This window comes from Pseudomonas sp. TREG-RG-20F-10-E-6-01, from assembly GCF_022662455.1.
Classification (GTDB): domain Bacteria; phylum Pseudomonadota; class Gammaproteobacteria; order Pseudomonadales; family Pseudomonadaceae; genus Aquipseudomonas.
Window position 1 is genome coordinate 1 of the sequence record NZ_JAKNQP010000011.1, and the last position, 21,653, is coordinate 21,653.

General features: G+C 59.8%; 20 protein-coding genes. 18 read left to right on the forward strand and 2 right to left on the reverse strand.

Annotated elements, in window-relative coordinates:
* Positions 1-160: 160 nt before the first annotated feature.
* Together L8K08_RS24325 and L8K08_RS24330 are read right to left on the reverse strand one after the other, a co-directional pair.
* Complete coding sequence (locus L8K08_RS24325) at positions 161-1,381, reverse strand: CaiB/BaiF CoA-transferase family protein (RefSeq protein WP_242200453.1); 1,221 nt, start codon at positions 1,379-1,381, stop codon at positions 161-163.
* A 12-nt stretch (positions 1,382-1,393) separates the two neighbouring features.
* Positions 1,394-2,575: an acyl-CoA dehydrogenase gene (locus tag L8K08_RS24330; protein ID WP_053253703.1), complete on the reverse strand. Its 1,182-nt coding sequence runs from the start codon at positions 2,573-2,575 to the stop codon at positions 1,394-1,396.
* Between the two features lie 157 nt (positions 2,576-2,732).
* Here L8K08_RS24330 and L8K08_RS24335 point away from each other — a divergent pair, with 157 nt between their 5' ends.
* From L8K08_RS24335 to L8K08_RS24420, 18 genes are all read left to right on the forward strand, one after another.
* The gene (locus L8K08_RS24335; RefSeq protein WP_242200455.1) at positions 2,733-3,632 is read left to right on the forward strand and encodes a LysR family transcriptional regulator; all 900 of its coding nucleotides are present in this window, start codon (positions 2,733-2,735) and stop codon (positions 3,630-3,632) included.
* Positions 3,633-4,084: 452 nt separating this feature from the next.
* Positions 4,085-5,206 (forward strand): Re/Si-specific NAD(P)(+) transhydrogenase subunit alpha, encoded by a 1,122-nt coding sequence (locus L8K08_RS24340; protein WP_242200457.1) that lies wholly within the window; start codon positions 4,085-4,087, stop codon positions 5,204-5,206.
* 15 nt (positions 5,207-5,221) lie between these two features.
* Positions 5,222-5,542, forward strand: a complete 321-nt coding sequence (locus L8K08_RS24345; RefSeq protein WP_003187417.1) for an NAD(P) transhydrogenase subunit alpha — start codon at positions 5,222-5,224, stop codon at positions 5,540-5,542.
* Entirely contained in the window at positions 5,542-6,978 is a 1,437-nt protein-coding gene (locus L8K08_RS24350) for an NAD(P)(+) transhydrogenase (Re/Si-specific) subunit beta (protein ID WP_242200459.1), read from the forward strand. The genes L8K08_RS24345 and L8K08_RS24350 overlap by 1 nt, the downstream gene beginning before the upstream one ends.
* A 179-nt stretch (positions 6,979-7,157) precedes the next feature.
* Positions 7,158-8,651 (forward strand): acetyl-CoA hydrolase/transferase family protein, encoded by a 1,494-nt coding sequence (locus L8K08_RS24355; protein ID WP_145158558.1) that lies wholly within the window; start codon positions 7,158-7,160, stop codon positions 8,649-8,651.
* A gap of 318 nt (positions 8,652-8,969) precedes the next feature.
* Positions 8,970-9,185, forward strand: a complete 216-nt coding sequence (locus L8K08_RS24360; RefSeq protein WP_003214752.1) for a DUF1127 domain-containing protein — start codon at positions 8,970-8,972, stop codon at positions 9,183-9,185.
* A 262-nt stretch (positions 9,186-9,447) separates the two neighbouring features.
* Positions 9,448-9,627, forward strand: a complete 180-nt coding sequence (locus L8K08_RS24365) for a DUF1127 domain-containing protein (RefSeq protein ID WP_145158557.1) — start codon at positions 9,448-9,450, stop codon at positions 9,625-9,627.
* Positions 9,628-9,784: 157 nt separating this feature from the next.
* Complete coding sequence (locus L8K08_RS24370; RefSeq protein WP_106576061.1) at positions 9,785-10,105, forward strand: DUF2388 domain-containing protein; 321 nt, start codon at positions 9,785-9,787, stop codon at positions 10,103-10,105.
* 105 nt (positions 10,106-10,210) lie between these two features.
* On the forward strand, positions 10,211-10,519 hold the full coding sequence (locus L8K08_RS24375) for a DUF2388 domain-containing protein (protein ID WP_106576060.1): 309 nt from the start codon (positions 10,211-10,213) through the stop codon (positions 10,517-10,519).
* Between the two features lie 26 nt (positions 10,520-10,545).
* Entirely contained in the window at positions 10,546-10,866 is a 321-nt protein-coding gene (locus tag L8K08_RS24380) for a DUF2388 domain-containing protein (protein WP_145158555.1), read from the forward strand.
* A complete protein-coding gene (locus L8K08_RS24385; RefSeq protein WP_242200460.1) occupies positions 10,863-12,824 on the forward strand; it encodes a DUF4105 domain-containing protein in 1,962 nt (653 codons plus the stop codon). Before L8K08_RS24380 ends, L8K08_RS24385 begins: the two co-directional genes overlap by 4 nt.
* 274 nt (positions 12,825-13,098) lie before the next feature.
* Positions 13,099-14,406 (forward strand): CitMHS family transporter, encoded by a 1,308-nt coding sequence (locus L8K08_RS24390; RefSeq protein WP_242200462.1) that lies wholly within the window; start codon positions 13,099-13,101, stop codon positions 14,404-14,406.
* Between the two features lie 65 nt (positions 14,407-14,471).
* Positions 14,472-15,239, forward strand: coding sequence for a TerC family protein (locus L8K08_RS24395; RefSeq protein ID WP_106576056.1), 768 nt, complete (start codon positions 14,472-14,474; stop codon positions 15,237-15,239).
* A 210-nt stretch (positions 15,240-15,449) separates the two neighbouring features.
* Positions 15,450-17,108: a Na/Pi cotransporter family protein gene (locus L8K08_RS24400; RefSeq protein WP_106576055.1), complete on the forward strand. Its 1,659-nt coding sequence runs from the start codon at positions 15,450-15,452 to the stop codon at positions 17,106-17,108.
* Positions 17,109-17,165: 57 nt separating this feature from the next.
* Positions 17,166-18,548, forward strand: coding sequence for a pitrilysin family protein (locus tag L8K08_RS24405; RefSeq protein WP_242200465.1), 1,383 nt, complete (start codon positions 17,166-17,168; stop codon positions 18,546-18,548).
* Between the two features lie 70 nt (positions 18,549-18,618).
* Positions 18,619-19,650: a DUF5924 family protein gene (locus L8K08_RS24410; RefSeq protein WP_106576053.1), complete on the forward strand. Its 1,032-nt coding sequence runs from the start codon at positions 18,619-18,621 to the stop codon at positions 19,648-19,650.
* Between the two features lie 54 nt (positions 19,651-19,704).
* Positions 19,705-20,853 carry an ABC transporter permease gene (locus L8K08_RS24415; RefSeq protein ID WP_145158549.1) on the forward strand — a complete coding sequence of 383 codons (1,149 nt, stop codon included), beginning with the start codon at positions 19,705-19,707 and terminating at the stop codon, positions 20,851-20,853.
* Positions 20,850-21,653 (forward strand): ABC transporter ATP-binding protein, encoded by an 804-nt coding sequence (locus L8K08_RS24420; protein WP_242200467.1) that lies wholly within the window; start codon positions 20,850-20,852, stop codon positions 21,651-21,653. Before L8K08_RS24415 ends, L8K08_RS24420 begins: the two co-directional genes overlap by 4 nt.

Sequence of the window (21,653 nt, forward strand, 5' to 3'; positions counted from 1 at the left end):
TCAAGGAGTTTTCCGTTTCGACTGCGCCGGAAGTGGGGCGAATTATAGACTTCCAGAATCTGCCGTCAACCCTTAATTTTGCTTTTCTATCAATTAGTTAGGATTGATTAAAAAACAACCGACATTGAGCCCTTCACACACTCTATATAGAGGGAAACGCTCATATAACCCCCGCCTCCTTTAAAGCAGCTACACTCGCCGGCCCCAGCCCAAGCACACCTTGCAGCACCTGAACCGTGTGCTCTCCCAATAGAGGAGGCGCGCTACGGTACTCCACCGGCGTCTTGGACAGCCTTATCGGACTCGCTACCTGAGGCACCATCCCCGCCAACGCATGCGGCAATGCCATCGCCAACCCCCGCGCCTTGACCTGTGGGTCGGCGAACACCTGTGCCAAGTCATTGATAGGCCCGCACGGCACACCCACTCGCTCCAGCTGCGATACCCACTCAGCGGTGGTCTTGAAGACGGTAGCCTGGCGAATCAACGGAATCAGCTCCGCGCGATTAGCCACCCGCAGCTTATTAGTAGCAAAGCGCGGATCCTCTGCCCATTGAGGCTGCCCCGCCACCTCAGCGAACTTGCGAAACTGCCCGTCGTTACCCACCGTGAGGATGAAGTCACCATCAGCCGTGGGGAAATCCTGATAAGGCACGATATTGGGGTGAGCATTGCCCAAACGCTTTGGCGAAACACCCGTCGTGAGGTAATTCATCGCCTGGTTAGCCAAGCACGCCACCTGCACATCCAGCAACGCCATATCAATGTGCTGCCCGCCACCGTCATGATCGCGATGGGCCAGCGCTGCCAGAATGGCCACCGTCGAGTAGAGCCCGGTCAGGATGTCGGTCAACGCCACGCCCACCTTCACAGGCCCAGCCCCTTCATCACCCTCTGGCCGACCGGTCAGGCTCATAAGGCCACCCAGCCCCTGGATCATGAAGTCATAACCGGCGCGTGTCGCATAAGGCCCCGTCTGACCAAAGCCCGTGATCGAGCAATAGATCAACTCGGGATTGATCTCCTTCAGCGATTCATAGTCCAGCCCATATGCCGCCAGACCACCCACCTTGAAGTTCTCGATCAGGATGTCGGACTTGGCCGCCAGGTCACGCACCAGCTTCTGCCCCTCTGGTCGCGTGAAGTCGATAGTCACCGACTCCTTGTTACGGTTGGCCGACAAGTAATACGCGGCTTCACTGGTGTTCTCGCCAAATGCATCCTTAAGAAAGGGCGGCCCCCATGCACGCGTGTCATCGCCATTACCTGGCCGCTCGACCTTGATCACTTCAGCCCCAAGGTCCGCAAGGATCTGCCCGGACCAGGGGCCCGCCAGCACTCGCGATAAATCCAGTACCCGCAGATGTGAAAGCGCGCCCATACCGTGCTCCTATTAATAGAACGCCTGAAGACCGGTTTGCGCACGCCCAAGAATCAAGGCATGCACGTCGTGCGTTCCTTCATAGGTGTTGACCACCTCCAGGTTGACCAAGTGGCGCGCCACCCCGAACTCATCGGAAATACCGTTGCCACCCAACATGTCACGCGCCATACGGGCGATGTCCAGGGACTTGCCGCACGAGTTGCGCTTCATGATCGAAGTGATCTCAACCGCCGCCGTTCCTTCATCCTTCATGCGCCCCAGACGCAGGCACCCTTGCAGCGCCAGCGTGATCTCGGTCTGCATATCGGCCAGCTTCTTCTGGATCAATTGGGTTGCCGCCAATGGACGCCCGAACTGATGACGATCCAGGGTGTACTGGCGAGCGGTATGCCAGCAGAACTCGGCGGCACCCAGCGCACCCCAGGAGATGCCGTAGCGCGCCGAGTTAAGGCAGGTGAAAGGCCCTTTCAAACCACGCACATCCGGGAAAATGTTTTCTTCCGGCACAAAGACGTTATCCATGACAATTTCACCGGTAATGGAAGCCCGCAGGCCGACCTTGCCGTGAATCGCCGGAGCGCTCAGACCTTTCCAGCCCTTCTCAAGGACAAAACCGCGGATATCCCCGGCATCGTCCTTGCCCCACACCACAAACACATCGGCGATCGGGCTATTGGTGATCCACATCTTGGCGCCAGTCAGGCTATAGCCGCCGTCCACCTTGCGCGCCCGCGTAATCATCGCGCCCGGATCAGAACCATGGTTAGGCTCGGTCAGGCCGAAGCAGCCGATCCATTCCCCGGATGCCAACTTCGGCAGGTACTTCTGCTTCTGCGCCTCGGTACCAAATTCGTTGATGGGCACCATGACCAGTGACGACTGCACACTCATCATCGAGCGATAGCCGGAGTCGACACGCTCGACCTCACGGGCGATCAGCCCATAACTGACGTAATTCAAGCCACTGCCACCGTACTGCTCAGGGATCATCGCACCGAGCAGGCCGGTTTCGCCCATCTCGCGAAAAATCGCGGGGTCGGTCTTTTCATGGCGGAAGGCTTCGAGCACACGCGGCGCCAGCTTGTCCTGGGCGAACTGCTCAGCACTGTCACGCACCATGCGCTCTTCTTCGGTGAGCTGTTGATCCAGCAGCAGCGGATCGATCCAGTTGAAGCTTGCCTTACCAGCCATGAATAAGCCCTCGCGGAAAAAATCAGAAGTCGTGGGTGCAGCCTAGGCTGGGCAGACGCAGAGGGCAAACGAGGTTTCTGCATAGGGTTGTGCTAATTTCTCACTCCGAAACGACTGAGAAGGGCGCAGACGCGCTTTATAAGTGAGTACTCCGTACATGCGCAGAAAAATTCCCAGTACGACTGCTCTGGTCAGCTTTGAGGCTGCGGCCCGCCACGAGAGCTTTACCAAGGCGGCGCACGAGCTTTCCATCACCCAAGGCGCCATCTGTCGACAGATCGCCAGCCTTGAGGAGTTTTTGAGTGTCGAGCTATTTCGGCGCTCCCGGCGCGGGGTAAAACTGACGGAAGCGGGCCTGTCCTATAGCCGGCGCGTCGCCATGCAACTGGACGCTGTAGAGCGCGACACCTTGTCAGTAATGGGACAGCAGGGCGCCAACGTCATTGAATTGGCCGTGGTGCCAACCTTCGGTACCCAATGGCTGATCCCTCGCCTCAAAGATTTTCAACGACACCACCCAGAGGTGACCGTCAATCTCACCAACCGGACGCGCCCCTTTCTATTTGCCGATACCGAATTCGATGCGGCGATCTACTTCGGCGATGCCGACTGGTCCGGCACCGAGTCTCACCGTCTGATGGGGGAAAATCCGCTCCCGGTGTGCAGCCCGCGCTTGTTGGGTGACCGTGACCACTTCAGCCCTCAGCAGATCGCGCAATTGCCGCTACTGCAGCAAACCACTCGGCCATACGCCTGGCGCCAATGGTTCAGCGCGCAACAACTGAACATACCCCGTGACATGACAGGCCCTCGTTACGAGCTATTCTCGATGTTGTCTCAAGCCGCCATGCATGACATGGGCATTGCGCTGATTCCGCCATTCCTTATCCAGCGCGAGCTTGAGGAGAAGCAATTAGTGATCGCAAGCCCCGAAGCCCTCAGCAGTTCGAAGGCGTATTACCTGATGATTCCCGAACGAAAAGTCGAATCCGCCTCACTGCACGCCTTCAGAGACTGGTTAATTGATCAATCACAGCGTTATAGCCCCGATGTTTAAAGGCCCTACGCTAGTTACTGACCCTGTAGTCAAGATATTCAAAATCCTACAGATGTACGGATATGTCGCATTTACACAGACTGTACTTGCCAGCCAGAAATCAAGCTCAAAGCTATGATCCACATGGCTTGCAGCGACCATATGCGGCCAATGCCCGCCCATTCACAGCGACGATTGGAAAAAGCCTCAAAAAAGCCTGAACCCCTCTAAACACCTGTATTTAAAACGGTTATTGGGGCGCATTGCGACAATCAGTCACAGGGTGACTTGTAGTTAATTTTTCGTCACCCGTCATAATCCCTTGATGGCCGTAAAGTTCGCCTGCAAAATGCCGCGCCCCGCTGTCATTTCGGCGGGATCGTGCTGATCGGCCGCCCCAGTTGCGCCACTCGCGGTGCACTGGCCTTTTTACAAAAAGATCAAAAGCAAAAAGATCATGCAGGAGATTTGACGTGCACATTGGTGTTCCTCTCGAAACCCAGACCGGTGAAACGCGGGTGGCTGCCACCCCGGAAACCATCAAGAAGCTGATCGGCCAGGGCCATAAGGTCACTGTTCAAAGCGGTGCAGGCATTAAAGCCAGTGTCCTGGACAGCGCCTATGAAACCGCAGGCGCAACCATTGGCAGTGCCGAGGATGCGTTGGGTGCCGAGCTGATTCTCAAGGTGGTTGCCCCCAGCGACAGCGAACTGGCGCTGATCAAAAGCGGCACCGTGTTGGTGGGCATGCTCAACCCGTTCAGCAACGAAACCATCGCCAAGCTTGCCGAGCGCGGCATTACGGCCTTCGCCCTTGAAGCTGCACCGCGCACCTCGCGGGCCCAGAGCCTTGACGTGCTTTCATCGCAAGCGAACATCGCCGGCTATAAAGCGGTATTGCTGGCAGCCCATCACTACCCACGCTTCATGCCAATGCTGATGACTGCCGCCGGCACCGTCAAAGCCGCGCGCGTGCTGATCCTCGGCGCCGGCGTTGCAGGCTTGCAGGCCATTGCCACGGCGAAACGCCTGGGTGCAGTGATCGAAGCGTCCGACGTGCGCCCGGCAGTAAAAGAGCAGATCGAATCCCTGGGTGCCAAGTTCGTCGACGTGCCCTACGAAACCGATGAAGAACGCGAATGCGCCGTCGGCGTCGGCGGTTATGCGCGCCCCATGCCTTCCAGCTGGATGCAACGCCAGGCCCTGGCCGTGCACGAACGCGCCAAGCAAGCCGACATTGTTATCACCACCGCGCTGATCCCGGGCCGCAAGGCACCGACGCTGTTGAGTGCTGAAACCGTCGCACAAATGAAACCCGGCTCTGTGGTCATCGACCTCGCCGCCGCCCAGGGCGGTAACTGCCCGCTGACGGTCGCCGATCAGGTGATCGTGGAAAACGGCGTGACCATCTGCGGCCCGACCAACCTGGCTGGCGCAGTCGCTGCTGATGCTTCTGCTCTGTATGCGCGCAACCTGCTGGACTTCCTGAAGCTGGTCTTCACCAAGGAAGGGCAGTTTGAAATCAACCTCGAAGACGACATCGTCGCCGCGTGCCTGATGTGCCGCGACGGCCAAGTCATCCGTAAAAACGCCTAAGCAGGGATTCAGACGATGGAAGAGCTTATCTCCCCCGGTATCTACAACCTGATCATCTTTGTGCTGGCGATTTACGTCGGTTACCACGTGGTTTGGAACGTCACACCCGCGCTGCACACGCCATTGATGGCCGTGACCAACGCGATCTCGGCGATTGTGATCGTCGGCGCCATGCTGGCGGCGGCCCTTACCGTTACCCCCTTGGGCAAGACCATGGGCACCCTGGCCGTGGCTCTGGCGGCAGTCAACGTGTTCGGCGGCTTCCTGGTAACGCGCAGGATGCTCGAGATGTTCAAGAAAAAAGCCCCGAAAGTAAAAGAAGAGGCGCCAAAGTAATGAGCATGAATCTTGTAACGACGCTCTACCTGATCGCGTCGATCTGCTTTATCCAGGCCCTCAAAGGCTTGTCACACCCCACCACGTCGCGACGCGGCAACCTGTTCGGCATGCTCGGCATGGCGCTGGCGGTGCTTACCACCGTGGGCCTGATCTATAAGCTGGGCGCTGAGCTGGCCACTGCTGGCATTGGTTACGTGATTGTCGGCCTGTTGATCGGCGGCACCGCCGGTTCAATCATGGCCAAGCGCGTAGAAATGACCAAGATGCCTGAGCTGGTGGCATTCATGCACAGCATGATCGGCCTGGCCGCGGTGTTTATCGCCATCGCCGCCGTGGTCGAGCCGCAATCCCTGGGCATCGTCAAACACTTGGGCGACTCGATCCCTGCCGGTAACCGCCTGGAACTGTTCCTTGGCGCGGCCATCGGTGCCATCACCTTCTCCGGTTCGGTGATCGCGTTCGGCAAACTGTCGGGAAAGTACAAGTTCCGCCTGTTCCAAGGCGCACCGGTACAGTTCGGCGGCCAGCACAAGCTGAACCTGGTGCTGGGCCTTGCAACCCTGGGTCTGGGCCTGGCGTTCATGTTCACTGGCAACCTCAGCGCCTTCGCATTGATGCTGGCCCTGGCGTTCGTGCTTGGCGTGCTGATCATCATCCCGATTGGTGGCGCCGACATGCCGGTCGTCGTGTCGATGCTCAACAGCTACTCCGGCTGGGCAGCGGCGGGTATCGGCTTCTCGCTGAACAACTCGATGCTGACCATCGCCGGCTCGCTGGTGGGCTCCAGCGGCGCGATCCTGTCGTACATCATGTGCAAGGCGATGAATCGCTCGTTCTTTAATGTACTGCTCGGCGGCTTTGGCAACACAGCCGATGCGGCGGGCCCAGCGGGCTCGAAAGAAGCGCGCCCGGTCAAATCCGGCTCTGCCGACGACGCCACTTTCCTGCTGACCAATGCCGACACCGTGATCATCGTGCCGGGCTATGGCTTGGCGGTGGCACGTGCGCAACATGCGCTTAAAGAGCTGACCGAGAAGCTGACCCACCGCGGCGTGACCGTGAAGTATGCGATCCACCCGGTGGCGGGCCGTATGCCTGGTCATATGAACGTGCTGCTGGCCGAGGCCGAAGTGCCTTATGACCAGGTGTTCGAGATGGAAGACATCAACTCCGAGTTCGGCCAGGCCGACGTGGTGCTGGTGCTGGGCGCGAACGACGTGGTCAACCCGGCCGCCAAGAACGACCCTAATTCGCCGATCGCCGGCATGCCGATCCTTGAGGCGTTCAAGGCCAAGACCATCATCGTCAACAAGCGCTCGATGGCCAGCGGCTACGCGGGCCTGGACAACGAATTGTTCTACCTGGACAAGACCATGATGGTCTTCGGTGATGCCAAGAAGGTCATCGAAGACATGGTCAAAGCCGTCGAATAACACTGCGCCAGCGCAATACCCGAAACCCTGGCCTGCAGTAGGCTGGGGTTTTTTATTGCTGGATTAAAACCGACCAAAGGCTCTAAATCGCCGCCTGGCATTCGACCATGGTAGCGGGCCGAAATTTTTTGAAATCACTACACTGCCCACCTTGCTTCCGTAGCCTGAGATAACAATTCATGTACCGTGATCGTATCCGCTTGCCTTCGTTGTTGAACAAGGTCATGAGCGCGGCAGACGCCGCCGCACTGATCGAGGACGGCATGACCGTCGGCATGAGCGGCTTCACCCGCGCCGGTGAAGCCAAGGCCGTCCCTCACGCCCTGGCCGAACGCGCCAAGACTTCGCCGCTGAAAATCACCTTGATGACCGGCGCCAGCCTGGGCAATGACCTGGACAAGCAACTGACAGAAGCCGGCGTGCTGTCCCGACGCATGCCATTTCAGGTCGACAGCACCCTGCGCAAGGCGATCAATGCCGGCGAGGTGATGTTCATCGACCAGCATTTGTCCGAAACCGTCGAACAACTGCGCAACAACCAGCTCAAGCTGCCGGATATTGCCGTGATCGAAGCCGTCGCGATCACCGAGCAAGGCCATATTGTGCCGACCACCTCTGTGGGCAACTCGGCGAGCTTTGCGATTTTCGCCAAGCACGTGATCGTTGAGATCAACCTGGCGCACAACCCAAACCTGGAAGGGTTGCACGACATCTATATTCCAACCTACCGGCCGACGCGCACGCCGATCCCGCTGGTCAAGGTCGACGACCGCATCGGTAGCACCGCGATTCCGATCCCGCCGGAAAAGATTGTCGCCATCGTAATCACCAACCAGTCTGATTCCGCGTCCACCGTGACGCCGCCGGACGCCGATACCCAAGGCATCGCCAATCACCTGATCAATTTCCTCAAGCAGGAAGTGGACGCCGGTCGCATGACCAACAAGCTCGGCCCGCTGCAGGCCGGGATTGGCAACATCGCCAACGCCGTGATGTGCGGTTTGATCGAATCGCCGTTCGAAGACCTGACGATGTATTCGGAAGTCCTGCAGGATTCGACCTTCGACCTGATCGATGCGGGCAAGCTGAGTTTCGCCTCCGGCAGCTCGATTACCTTGTCGGAACGGCGCAACGCCGACGTGTTCGGCAACCTGGAGCACTATAAGGACAAGCTGGTGCTGCGCCCACAGGAAATCTCCAACCACCCTGAGGTGGTGCGTCGCCTGGGCATTATCGGCATCAATACCGCGCTGGAATTCGACATCTACGGCAACGTCAATTCCACCCATGTGTGTGGCACGCGGATGATGAACGGTATTGGCGGCTCCGGGGACTTCGCGCGCAATGCGCACCTGGCCATCTTCGTGACCAAGTCGATCGCCAAGGGCGGCGCCATTTCCAGCGTCGTGCCGATGGTCAGCCATGTGGACCACACTGAGCATGATGTCGACATTCTGGTCACCGAAGTGGGCCTTGCCGACTTGCGCGGTCTGGCGCCACGGGAACGGGCTCGGGTGATCATCGACAACTGTGTGCACCCGGCGTACCGCGATGCGCTGAACAGCTACTTCAATGCGGCCTGTGCTATCGGCGGGCATACCCCGCATATCCTGCGCGAGGCACTGAGTTGGCACATTAACCTGGAAGAAACTGGTCACATGCTCAAGGCGTGATTGATACAGATTCGAGCTGATGCTCATACAGTTGCATCAGCTCGAATGCATCAGAATCAGATCTGCAAAAAACTGTACTGCTGTACCGGTCATTTCCCGCCGTATATTCCTACATATATCATCGAAATTGCTCATTTCGCACTGTTTCAGTGCGGACAGGTACAGTTGCCCCATTTCCGTACAGTACAGCGGGTATAAACAGTTAACTGGCCCTTCACAATACAGGTGAACTGTATCTACAGAGTCTTGCGTCGGAGGAGGATCATTGGCATCAGTTAAACCACTACCTAATCCCGCCACAAGCGGAAGGATGTCATCATGGAACGTACACTCAGTTCCGATCTGTTCTTCGAAGAAAAAGCTGTAAACACCCAGGCTTCCCTGCCTTTGCGCGTTCTCGCCAACCTGATGTTGTGGCAGCGCCGCATCTCCAGCCGCCATCAACTGGCTCGTCTGGATTCGCGTCTGCTGGCTGACGCCGGTATCAGCGAAGCTCAACGCTACGAAGAGCTGAGCAAGCCGTTCTGGCGCTAATTGGCGCCCGCTGGCCCTGACCCGCCGGGTCCACCGCCAGCATCCAGATTTGTCAAAGCAAAGCCCGCCCCGGGTAACCGAAGGCGGGCTTTGCTGTTTCTGGGATTCATCTTTTTAGATCGCAAACAGATGAGCTGCTTCGCAACCAGTACAGTTTAAAAAACACTACAGTTAAGCAGTACAATTTAGACTTGGTGTATCTGTATTGGTGTCAGAGACACGCCCAACATGGAGTTCCACTACCTCATGAAAGGCCATCCCCATGCGAGCCTCGTCCAGTAAACAACTGATTATTCGCACCGCCAGTGCCCTGGCTCGATGGGCGAAACAGGCCCATGAGCGCCAACAACTGGCACAACTCGACGCTCGCGAGCTGTCCGACGCTGGCATCAGCCAGGGCGACCGAATCGCCGAGCTGTCCAAACCGTTCTGGCGCGACTAAAACGGTGGGGCTTTCCGAATAGATAAACGGCAGCTTAAGATCGCGTCATCACGTGGCGAACCTTGTAGAACCGACGTCTGATGCTCAATTGCAACAACGTCGGTTTCACAGTGGCCGCTTTGCGCCGCTTTATTTGTTCATCTACAGGAGTCATTCCATGTCCCGTCTTCGCCTGCTGAGTGCTGCAGCCCTGTTGGCCGTAGCTGCCAATGCCAACGCAAGCAGCCTTATCGTGACCACCGATTCGATCGTCGGCGCGCTGAAAGCCACCTCCGATGCCAGCTCGGATGCCACGTCCTCCCTGCGTGACAACAAGGTCGTCCAGGCCGCTCGCGATGACGCCGCCAGCTTTGTGGCCAGCGAAGGCGCCATCCGTGGCGTGAAGCTGGAAAGCGCCTTGGCCCAGATCCGCCAACAAGCCCCCCAACTGAATGCGGCGAGTGACACGCAGCTCGCTCAAGCGATCCTGGCTATCTGACGCAGATCGACATAGAAGGGCGCCAGCTGCTACCTCATGTGTCAGCGCTGGCTCTCGCCCGGGCGTTGCGCTAGCCTTGGCGCTCGCTTTCAGTTGTCGAGTCTTATGGTTTTTTCATACCGCCTGTTGATCGTTCCCGTATTATTTTCCGTCTGCTGGTCACCCTTGGCTTCGGCCTTTGATGTGTCCACCCAGAGCACCGTCATCAGTGCGTACGCCACCAGCAAGGTGACGTCAGCGCCCTTTGACAGAAAGTTGGTAATGGCCGCCCAGGATGACGCTGCCGCTTTTATCGCCACTGATGGCCAATGGCGGGGCGCTCGTCTGGAATCCGCGCTGGATTATCTGCGCCGCACCCAGCCAAAACTTCATGCAAGCGACCTTGAACTGGCGCAAGCAATTCTCGTCCAATAATCATCTTTGTATTTTGGAGTTATTTCATGCGTAGCCCGCTGATCGCCGCCGCTCTCGGCCTGCTGTTGTTGGCCGATGTTGCCCACGCGCAAACCTTGAAGGCCACCAGTAACATCGTCGTGCGTGCCTCGGCCCGCACCATCGACTTCACCTCGGACACCACCACCTCCATACGCGACTCCAAAGTTGTGCGCGAAGCCCACGACGATGCCGCCAGTTTCGTCGCCACCAATGGCGAGATCCGTGGCGCCCAATTGGAAGCCGCCTTCGACACCCTGCGAACCCGCGTGCCGGAAGCTCGCGATGCCAGTGACCAGACGCTCGCCGAAGCCATCCTCGCTCTGTGAGGCGCCTGGTCGCCTGGCTATTGGCCGGGACTGTGCTGCTCTGTGCAGGCGCAGCCCAGGCCAGCCTGCAACTGCGGCTCAAGTCCGATGGGTTGAGCCCGGCCGAACAGCAGGCCAGCCAGGCATTGCTCGATGAAGCGATGCGCGCTTTGCCGCCGCGCTTTGTCGAGCAACTGGACCGACGTATCGATGTCGGCTGGACCGACAAAATGCCTGAAAACGCCTATGGTCAGGCCTCACTGGTGTCTGAGCTTGATCTGAATCAGAACCTGCTCGCCAGCCTGACCGACGGCAGCGCCGCCACCCAAAAAACCAATCGCCCACACGGCACTGTGCGCCGCGAAATGCTCGCCACCGTGCTGCATGAGCTGACCCACATCTATGACCGTGCGCGCCTGTGGTCCAAAGACGACCGCACGCTCATCCAGCGGTGCAGCCGCCAAAACAACATCACCGGCCTGATCGGCCTGCCCGATCAATGCCGTGGCCAGAATGACCGCCGCTTTACCTTGAGTGACGACCCGCGCCTGCTGGACCTCGCCGGCTGGCCGCAATACGTGGGCCGTCGCGGCGAACGTGAACAACACAACCACCAGGTTGCCCGTAGCCCGGACATCTACGAAACCACCAGCCCGCTGGAGTTTGTGGCAGTCAACATGGAGTACTTCCTCCTCGACCCGAGCTACGCCTGCCGTCGCCCCGCGCTGTTTCGCTACTACAAGGAACACTTCGGCTGGGCGCCGCCTGCGCAAGACACCTGCGCCAAAACCTACGCATTCCTGAACGCAGGCAACGATTTCGCCAAGACGCCTCTGGGCCAGATCGATCCGGAGCGCGTGTACGAAATCGACTACCTGCTGGCCGAAGCCAACCAGAACCTGGTCAGCCGCTGGGGCCATAGCATGTTGCGCCTGGTGATCTGCGCACCCGGTCGCCCGCGCGGCCCGGATTGCCGCCTGGACCTGGACCAACACCTGGTCCTGTCCTACCGCGCCTTTGTCGGTGACGTACAGCTGTCGAGCTGGGATGGCCTGGTGGGCAAATACCCGTCACGCCTGTTCGTGCTGCCACTGGCCCAGGTCATCGACGAATACACCAAGACCGAGCTGCGCGGGCTGGCCTCCGTACCGCTGAAACTCACCCGCCGAGAGATCAACGACACCGTCGAGCATGCCGCCGAAATGCATTGGAGCTACGACGGCAACTATTTCTTCATCTCCAACAACTGCGCGGTCGAAAGCCTGAAACTCCTGCGCAGTGGCAGCGCCAATCCACAGCTGACTGGGCTCGACAACATCACCCCCAACGGCCTGCTGGAAGTGCTCAGCGCACGCGGCCTGGCCGACACCAGCGTCCTCAAGGATAAACGCGAGGCATTGCGCCGGGGTTATCACTTCGACTCGTTCCGCGAGCGTTACCAGGCGATGTTCGATGTCCTGCGCAAACACTTGCCGATCAAGCAGACCGAGGTCGAAGACTGGCTGTCGCTCAGCGCAGAAGAGCGCCGCCAATGGTTCAGCCAGGCCGACCTGCGCACCAGCGCCGCGCTGTTGCTGCTGGAACAGGCCAGCTATCGCAAACAGCTGATGCTGGCCCAGGATGAAGTCAAACAACGCTACCTCGGTGCCCGCGAGCTGAAAAACGGCGGCATGGAAAAAGCTAACAACACACTGCAACAGATCCTCGCCAACAGCGGTTTCCTCAGCCGCCCGGCGGAACTACTGGGCAGTAGTGGCTACGGCCTGCCGCAACCTTCGGAGTCCAAACGCCTGGAATCGGAAAGCGCCGAGCGCCAGAAGCAGCTGCAATCGTTGACCGGCGATCTGGATAAAGAGGTGAGGGTGCTGCTCGAGCCTTCCCGCGCCGCCGAAATTGCTGCGTGTGAAGCCAATCTCAAACAGGTGGGCGAGCACCTGCGGGCGCTGCACAAAGCGGCGGGCGGCCTGGAGCTTCCATAATTCGCCCCACACAAGCTGACTCGCCCTACAGAAGAAACAGAAAAACCTCTCATCACCTGATTACACAGCGAAAGCTGGCTGAAAGCTTCCACGTCTAGGATCGCCCCCACTGTCGGCAACAGACCGGCTGTTAACAACAACAATGGTGATTCCCGATGTCTGCTCGTCCTTGCCCTTTCGCTCCAACTCCACCCGTACGCCACGTGCCTTTCGTACTGCGCTGACCCCAAACCGGTTCGCCATTCCCTAGCCGCGCTACGCCTGGAGTATTCCTATGCTGACTTTCCTTGGCTTTGCCATGGTCATCACGTTCATGTTCCTGATCATGACCAAGCGCCTTTCCGCGCTGATTGCCTTGATCATCGTGCCCATCCTGTTCGCCCTGTTTGGTGGCTTTGCACCCGAGATCGGGCCGATGATGCTTGCGGGCATCACCAAGCTTGCGCCGACCGGCGTGATGCTGATGTTCGCCATTCTCTACTTTGCCCTGATGATCGACTCCGGCCTGTTCGACCCGGCCGTGCGCAAGATCCTCAAGATGGTCAAGGGCGACCCGCTGAAAGTGTCGGTCGGTACCGCCGTGCTGGCGCTGGTGGTGTCCCTCGACGGTGACGGCGCGACTACCTACATGATCTGCGTCGCCGCCATGCTGCCGCTGTACCAGCGCATCGGCATGAGCCCACGGATCATGGCCGGCCTGATCATCCTCGCCGGTGGCGTGATGAACATGACGCCATGGGGCGGCCCGACCGCCCGCGCCGCCAGTGCGCTGCACGTAGACCCTTCGGATATTTTCGTACCGATGATCCCGGCCATGGCCGCCGGCGTAATAGCAATCCTGGCGATTGCTTATATGTACGGCAAACGCGAACGAGCGCGCCTGGGCGAACTGCACCTGCAGGGTGACGAGATCGACCACAGCGAGATCAGCGTGTCGCAGTTCCCGGATGCTCGCCGTCCGAAGCTGATCTGGTTCAACGGCGCCCTGACCTTTGCCCTGATGTGCACCCTGATCGCCGGCTTGTTGCCGCTGCCAGTGCTGTTCATGGTGGCGTTCAGCATCGCGATGATCGTCAACTACCCGTGTCTGCAACAGCAGAAGGACCGCGTCGCTGCCCACGCAGGCAGCGTACTGGCGGTGGTGGGGCTGATCTTCGCCGCCGGTATTTTCACCGGCATCCTGTCGGGCACCGGCATGGTCGACGCCATGTCCAAAAGCCTGCTGGCAGTCATCCCTGAAGCCATGGGCCCTTACCTGGCGGTGATCACCGCGCTGGTGAGCATGCCGTTTACTTTCTTCATGTCCAACGATGCGTTTTACTACGGCGTACTGCCGGTACTCGCCGAAGCCGCCAGCCACTATGGCATCACCGCCGTGGAAATGGCCCGCGCGTCTATCGTCGGCCAACCCGTGCATTTGCTCAGCCCGCTGGTCCCTTCGACCTACCTGCTGGTAGCCCTGGCCGGTATCGAATTTGGCGATCACCAACGCTTTACCCTCAAGTGGGCAGTGCTGGTGTGCCTGTGCATAATGTTCGCCGCTTTGCTGATGGGGATTTTTCCGCTGTTCAGCACTCTATAATCGTACCCACTCACCCGCGCGGCGCTGCAGCTTGCGCGGTTTAACATTTGCTCAAAGGAATACACATGGAATGGCTGACCAATCCGGAAATCTGGATTGCCTTCTTCACCCTGACGGCCCTCGAGATCGTCCTGGGCATCGATAACATCATCATGATTTCGATCCTGGTCAGCCGCATGCCCAAGCATATGCAGGCGCGCACCCGGATCTTCGGCCTGGCCCTGGCCATGGTCACGCGAATCCTGCTGCTGCTGTCGATCACCTGGGTCATGCAATTGACCGCCGACCTGTTCGTGGTCTTCGGCCAAGGCATTTCCGGCCGCGACCTGATCCTGTTCTTCGGTGGCCTGTTCCTGCTCTGGAAAAGCTCCCAGGAGATGTACCACGCACTGGAAGGCGAAGACGAAACCCACGACGAGCCAAAAGGCGCCGGCGGCAAGTTCATCTACACCATCATTCAGATCGCCATCATCGACATCGTGTTCTCGCTGGACTCGGTGATCACTGCGGTCGGCATGGTTTCTCACGTGCCGGTGATGGTGGCGGCGATCGTGGTGGCCGTTCTGGTGATGATGCTGGCTGCCGGCACCATCAGCGAGTTCATCGACAAGCACCCGTCGCTCAAGATGCTCGCGCTGTCGTTCCTGCTGGTGGTGGGTACGGTGCTGATTGCCGAATCCTTCGACGTGCACGTGCCAAAAGGCTACGTCTACTTCGCCATGGCGTTCTCGCTGGCGGTGGAAGCGATCAATATCAAGATGCGCACCGCTATCGCGAAAAAGAAGAAACAGCAGGATCCAGTGAAACTGCGCAAGGATATTCCGGGTCAATAACACCGACCCGCTGCTGAAAAGGGGCTTTCGAGCCCCTTTTTTTCATCTGCAAAAAACTGATTTCATGACAGTTTTATTTCAAACACGACTTTAGCTATGCGATGCTGGCGCGCAGCCCATTCGCCAACTACAGCTTAAGTACAAGACGTAGAGCGGCACGCGGCAATTCTTATTTGCTCTTTTTGAGCTAACCCACACGGGGGGCCGAGCATGCTGACCTTGCTCAATCTGCTTTCCGCCGTGACCCTGCTTATCTGGGGCACGCATATCGTCCGTACCGGCATCTTGCGGGTTTACGGCTCTAACTTGCGCCAAGTCATCGGGCAGAACATGTCCAAGCGCTGGCTGGCGTTTGTCGCCGGTATCCTGGTGACGGCCATGGTGCAAAGCAGTAACGCCACGGCGATGCTGGTGACATCTTTTGTCGGCCAGGGCCTGATGGGGCTCACGCCTGCCTTGGCGACCATGCTCGGTGCCGACGTCGGTACAGCGCTGATGGCGCGCGTGCTGACCTTTGACTTGTCCTGGCTGTCGCCGCTGCTGATTTTTCTCGGGGTGATTTTCTTCCTGTCGCGCAAACAGACGCGAGCAGGGCAGATGGGCCGCGTCGGCATCGGCCTGGGCCTGATCATTCTGGCACTGCAACTGATTGTCGAAGCCGCCGGGCCCATTACCCACGCCCAAGGCGTCAAAGTGCTGTTTGCCTCGCTGACCGGCGACATCCTGCTGGATGCCTTGGTCGGTGCATTGTTCGCGATGATTTCCTACTCCAGCCTGGCTGCCGTACTGCTCACGGCAACCCTGGCCGGGGCGGGCGTGATCGGCCTGCACGTGGCCATCGGCCTGGTGATCGGTGCCAACATCGGCAGTGGCGTGCTGGCGTTTCTCAGCACCAGCATGCAGAACGCGGCCGGTCGACAAGTGGCACTGGGCAGCCTGCTGTACAAACTGATCGGCTTACTGCTGATCATCCCGGTGCTCGACCCGCTCGTAGGCTGGATGGACGGCCTGGACTACAGCGCCCAAGGCATGGTCATTACCTTCCACCTGCTCTACAACGTCAGCCGCTGCCTCATCCTGCTGCCGACGATCGGCCCAATGGCGCGCCTGTGCGCCTGGTTGCTGCCGGAACAGGCCGAGACCAACGGCAAAGCCAAACCGCGCCACCTCGACCTTGCCGCGCTCGACACCCCAAGCCTGGCATTGGCCAACGCCGCGCGCGAAACCCTGCGCCTGGGCGACCTGATCGACAACATGCTCACCGCAATGCTCGAAGTGTTGCGCGGTAAACAAACCGCCATCACTCAGGAAATGCGCAGCCTCAGTGACGACGTTGAAGCCTTGTACAGCGCGATCAAGCTTTACCTGGCGCAAATGCCGCGTGAAGACCTCAGCGAACAGGACAGCCGTCGTTGGGCCGAGATCATCGAGCTGTCGATCAACCTGAAACTGGCTGGCGACCTGATCGAGCGCATGCTGCGCAAAGTCCAGCAGCAGAAAACCTCGCAACGCCGGCAGTTCTCCGAAGTAGGCCTGGAGGAGTTGGCCGGCCTGCACACCCAGCTGATTGCCAACCTGCGTCTGGGCCTGTCGGTGTTCCTCAGTGCCGACCCGGAAAGCGCCCGCCAACTGCTGCGCGAGAAGCGCCGCTTCCGCGCTCAGGAACGCCGCTTGGCTCACGCCCACGTCAGCCGTCTGCAACGCAAGATCGTACAGAGCCTGGAAACCAGTTCCCTGCACCTGGAGCTGATTGCCGACATGAAACGCCTCAACTCGCTGTTCTGCAGCAGCGCCTACGTCGTGCTCGAAACGTCCGACACCGGCGCACTCTCGGCCGAAGATATCGCCGACATCACCCATTCACCCTGAACGTACGACGGTGAGTGAAGTCAGTTAACAGTGGACCTCACTCGCCAGGAAGCTGTTATGCGTCGCCTGCTATTCGCCTGCCTGCTCATGGGCTCGGCACATACCTTTGCCTTTGACCGCCTGCAAGTCGAGGGCTACACCTTGCCCAACGGCCTGCAGCTGCTGCTCAAACCGGGCACCGAGCGCGGGCACGTGGCTATCCGCCTGGTGGTAGGCGTAGGCCTGGATGACTTCCCTTGTGAAGAAAAAGAGCTGCCGCACCTGCTCGAACACTTGTTGTTCAGTGGCATCGACGGCGGCGGCGAAGGCGACCTCGAAGAACGCATGCAGGCCTTGGGCGGCGACTGGAACGCCTACACCAGTAACGCCGACACCACTTTCGTGATTGAAGCGCCCGCGCAAAACCAGCGCAAAGTGCTGGATTTGCTGTTGGCCATCATCACTCGCACAGAACTGACCGACGCCAACATCTCTGCGGCCAAGCGCGTGGTCGAACGCGAAGACGGCGGGCATTACTCGCACCTGCAACGCCTGCTCGACCGCCAGGACCTTGGCCACACCGCCAGCAACCAATTGGCCGTTGAGCTGGGGCTCAAGTGCGCTGAACGCGCCGAGGTCGACCACTTGACCCGCGATCAATTGCAAGCGCTGCGCAAAAACTGGTACGCGCCCAACAACATGACCCTGATCATCGTCGGCGACCTCGACAAACTGCTGCCGGCCTACCTGGAACGCACCTACGGCCAACTTGATCCCATCGAGCCGAGCGAGCATTTGCCGCTTCCGGAAATTCAACACGCCGCCGCCAACCATCGCGACCTGATACACGGCTGGATCGGTGACAGCGCCAAACTGCACTGGCTGTTCCCGGAACCGGTACTCGACGACCAGCATGATGAAACCTACGACCTGCTCAAGGACTACCTCGACTGGGCGTTGTACCGCCAACTGCGCCTCAAGCACGGTTTGTCCTACGGCCCGTGGAGCGAGCGTGAAGTGCTCGGCGGCGTCGGTTTCCTGAGCCTGAATGCCGACCTTGAGCGCGAAAACCTGCCGCAAGCCGAACAGGTGCTGCAAGCGCTCAAGGCGCAACTGCTCAAGGACGGCCTCGACGCGGCCACCTTCGCCCGCCTGCAGCAAGCTGCTATCGCGCGCCAGGCGTGGGCCGTGCAGGGCAACAGTGCGCTGGCCGATTACTACTGGAGTGCATCCGGCGACTACGCCGACGGCCACTTCAGCGACCCGGTCAAACGCATCAAGGCCGTCAACCTGAAACAGGCCAACCAGGCCATGCGCCAAGTGTTTGACCAGGCGGGCTATTGGCGTATCGAAAAACCGCTGTTGAGCTACGACAGCCTGACCTGGATCGGCGCGGGCGTGCTCGGGCTGATCGCCATTGTGTTGGGCGGCCTGCGGCTTTATCGCAAACGGATCGCGTAATGAGGCACCGAACACAGGACTAAGACGTTATTCTGTCCGGGTTTTTTCCTACACACATTGTGGATCGCTCATGCCAAAGCTGCCGCCCCTTATCCAGCGCATTCTCGTCCTGATCAAGCGCTACCCTGGGGTCATCGCACTCGGCGGCTTTATCTCGGGTGTGTGCAGCTTCATGCTGGTGGATCGCCAGCAGGGCATGGCCAGCTGGATCGCCGTGATCATGCTGGTGAGCTGGCTGTGGCTGATGCTGGAAAACAGCTTCACCCAGCTGTTCGCCAAGGTCTTCAAGCGCGAAATCCCCGAACCCCTGCTGCGCTACGCCACCCAGATGATCCACCAGGAAAGTCTGTTTTTTGTGTTGCCTTTCTTTTTCGTCACCACCACCTGGAACAGCGGCCAGTCGGTTTTCACCGGCCTGCTCGGCGCGGCGGCACTGGTGTCGATCACCGACCCGCTGTACTACAAATGGCTGGCGCCGAAACGCTCGCTGTTCCTGGCGCTGCACACACTGACCTTGTTCGCCGCGCTGCTCACCGCGCTGCCGATCATCCTGCACCTGACCACCGCCGAAAGTTACAAATTGGCGCTGGGTGTGGCCATGGCGCTGTCGATCCCGAGCCTGGCGGTCAGCTTGCCGCTGCGCAGCTTCAAAGGTTGGGCGATGCTGCTGGGGGTGACGGCCGCCATTGGCTGTGCCGGCTGGTTCCTGCGCACGTGGGTGCCGCCGGCCACGCTGTGGATGACCGAAGTGGCGATCAGCACCCAACTGCAGGACCGTACGCCCGGTGACGACCTCAAGGAAGTCACCGCCGCCCAACTGCGCAGCGGCGGGCTGTACGCCTACACCGCGATCAACGCGCCGCGCGGGCTGGATGAGCGGATTTACCATGTGTGGAAATTCAACGGCAAAGAGGTCGACCGCATTGCCCTGGATATCCACGGCGGGCGCGACGAAGGCTACCGCGCCTGGACGCACAAGCAGAACTTCCCCGCCGACGCGGTAGGCCGCTGGCAAGTGCGGGTGCTGACGGAGGACGGCCAGGTCATTGGCGTGCTGCGATTCAAAGTCACTGACACAGCACAAACGGACACGCCAAAGTAGGCCGTATCGTGCTATTACGTAGGAATTCTGGATAGCCAAACAAGCTCGGAGCTTATGACCACCAGTACCACGGCGGGCGCCGCCCATCTCGACACGACTACCGCTCCTCCGTTACTCAGGATTACGGGGGACTGGACGCTTGCCCACTACGCAAACCTGAAGAAGCTGTCGGACACACTCGACGGCCAATACGACGCCGGCGCACGCATCGACCTCAATGGCTTGGGCGCCCTGGATACCGCGGGCGCGTCGCTGCTGGTAGAGCTGCTGGGGCCGCACCGTATCGAGCAATCGGCCGAACAGACCGATTGCAGCCTGTCCGCCGCCGACCGCGCGCTGCTGAAAACCGTCTACCGCTCGCTGAATGATTTTTGTGTGCCGGACAAAGCCCCGGAAGAGGCCGCCGGCATCCAGGTGCTGGCGCGCATCGGTCGCGCGGTGGACACCGTGTGGCAAGACAGCAAGAAGCTGCTCGGCTTTATCGGCCTGATCCTGGAAACCTTCGCCCGCGGCATCTTGCGCCCCAAGCGCTGGCGCATTACGCCCATGGTTGCGCATATCGAACAGACCGGCCTCGACGCCGCCCCCATCGTGGCCTTGCTGACCTTCCTGGTTGGCGCAGTGGTGGCATTTCTCGGCGCTACGGTGCTCAAGAGTTTCGGCGCGACCATTTTTACCGTGGACTTGGTGGCGTTCTCTTTCCTGCGTGAATTTGGCGTGCTGCTCACTGCGATCCTGATCGCCGGCCGCACCGCCAGCGCCTTCACCGCGCAAATCGGCTCGATGAAAGCCAACGAAGAAATCGACGCCATCCGCACCCTGGGCCTGGACCCGATGGAGCTGCTGGTGCTGCCGCGCGTGATGGCGCTGCTGGTGTCGCTGCCGATGCTGACCTTTCTGGCGATGCTCTCCGGGATCGTCGGCGGCGGCGTGGTGTGTGCGGTGGCACTGGATATTTCACCGGCGATGTTTCTCTCGCTGCTGCAATCGGACATCGGTGTACAACATTTTCTGGTGGGCATGGTGAAAGCGCCGATCTTTGCCTTCCTGATCGCCGCGATTGGCTGCCTCGAAGGCTTCAAGGTCAGTGGCAGCGCCGAATCGGTCGGCGCCCACACCACCTCCAGCGTGGTGCAATCGATTTTTGTGGTGATCGTGCTGGACGCAGTTGCCGCGCTGTTCTTTATGGAGATGGGCTGGTGAGTCGTCTACACCGTGCGCCCACCGAGGCGGTGATCGAAGTGCGGGGCCTGTGCAACCGCTTTGGCAGCCAGAGCGTGCACGAGAACCTCAATCTGGATTTGTACAAGGGCGAGATCCTCGCGGTGGTGGGCGGCTCCGGCAGCGGCAAGTCGGTGTTGCTGCGCAGCATCGTCGGCCTGCGCCGCCCCAGCGAAGGCGAGGTGCGGGTGTTCGGCAAGAACCTGCCGAGCCTGCCGGAACAGCAACGCTCACTGGTGGAACGACGCTTTGGCGTGCTGTTTCAGAAGGGCGCGCTGTTTTCCTCGCTGACCGTCACCGAAAACGTCGCCCTGCCGCTAATCGAGCACGCGGGCCTCAGCCGCGCCGACGCCGAGCACTTGGCCGCGGTCAAGCTTGCCCTGGCGGGGTTGCCGCTGTCGGCGGCCGACAAGTACCCGGCGTCACTCTCCGGCGGCATGATCAAGCGTGCGGCTCTGGCCCGAGCCTTGGCGCTGGACCCGGACATCCTGTTTCTCGACGAACCCACCGCCGGCCTCGACCCGATTGGCGCGGCGCAATTCGACCAACTGATCCTGACCTTGCGCGACGCGCTGGGGCTGAGCGTGTTCCTGGTCACCCACGACCTCGACACGCTGTACACCATCACCGACCGTGTGGCGGTGCTGGCGCAGAAGAAAGTGCTGGTGGCCGATGCCATTGATGTCGTCTCGGAAACGAACGACCCCTGGATTCACGAATATTTCCACGGCCCCCGCGGCCGCGCGGCATTGGATGCCGCTCAATCGCTCAACGAGGTATGA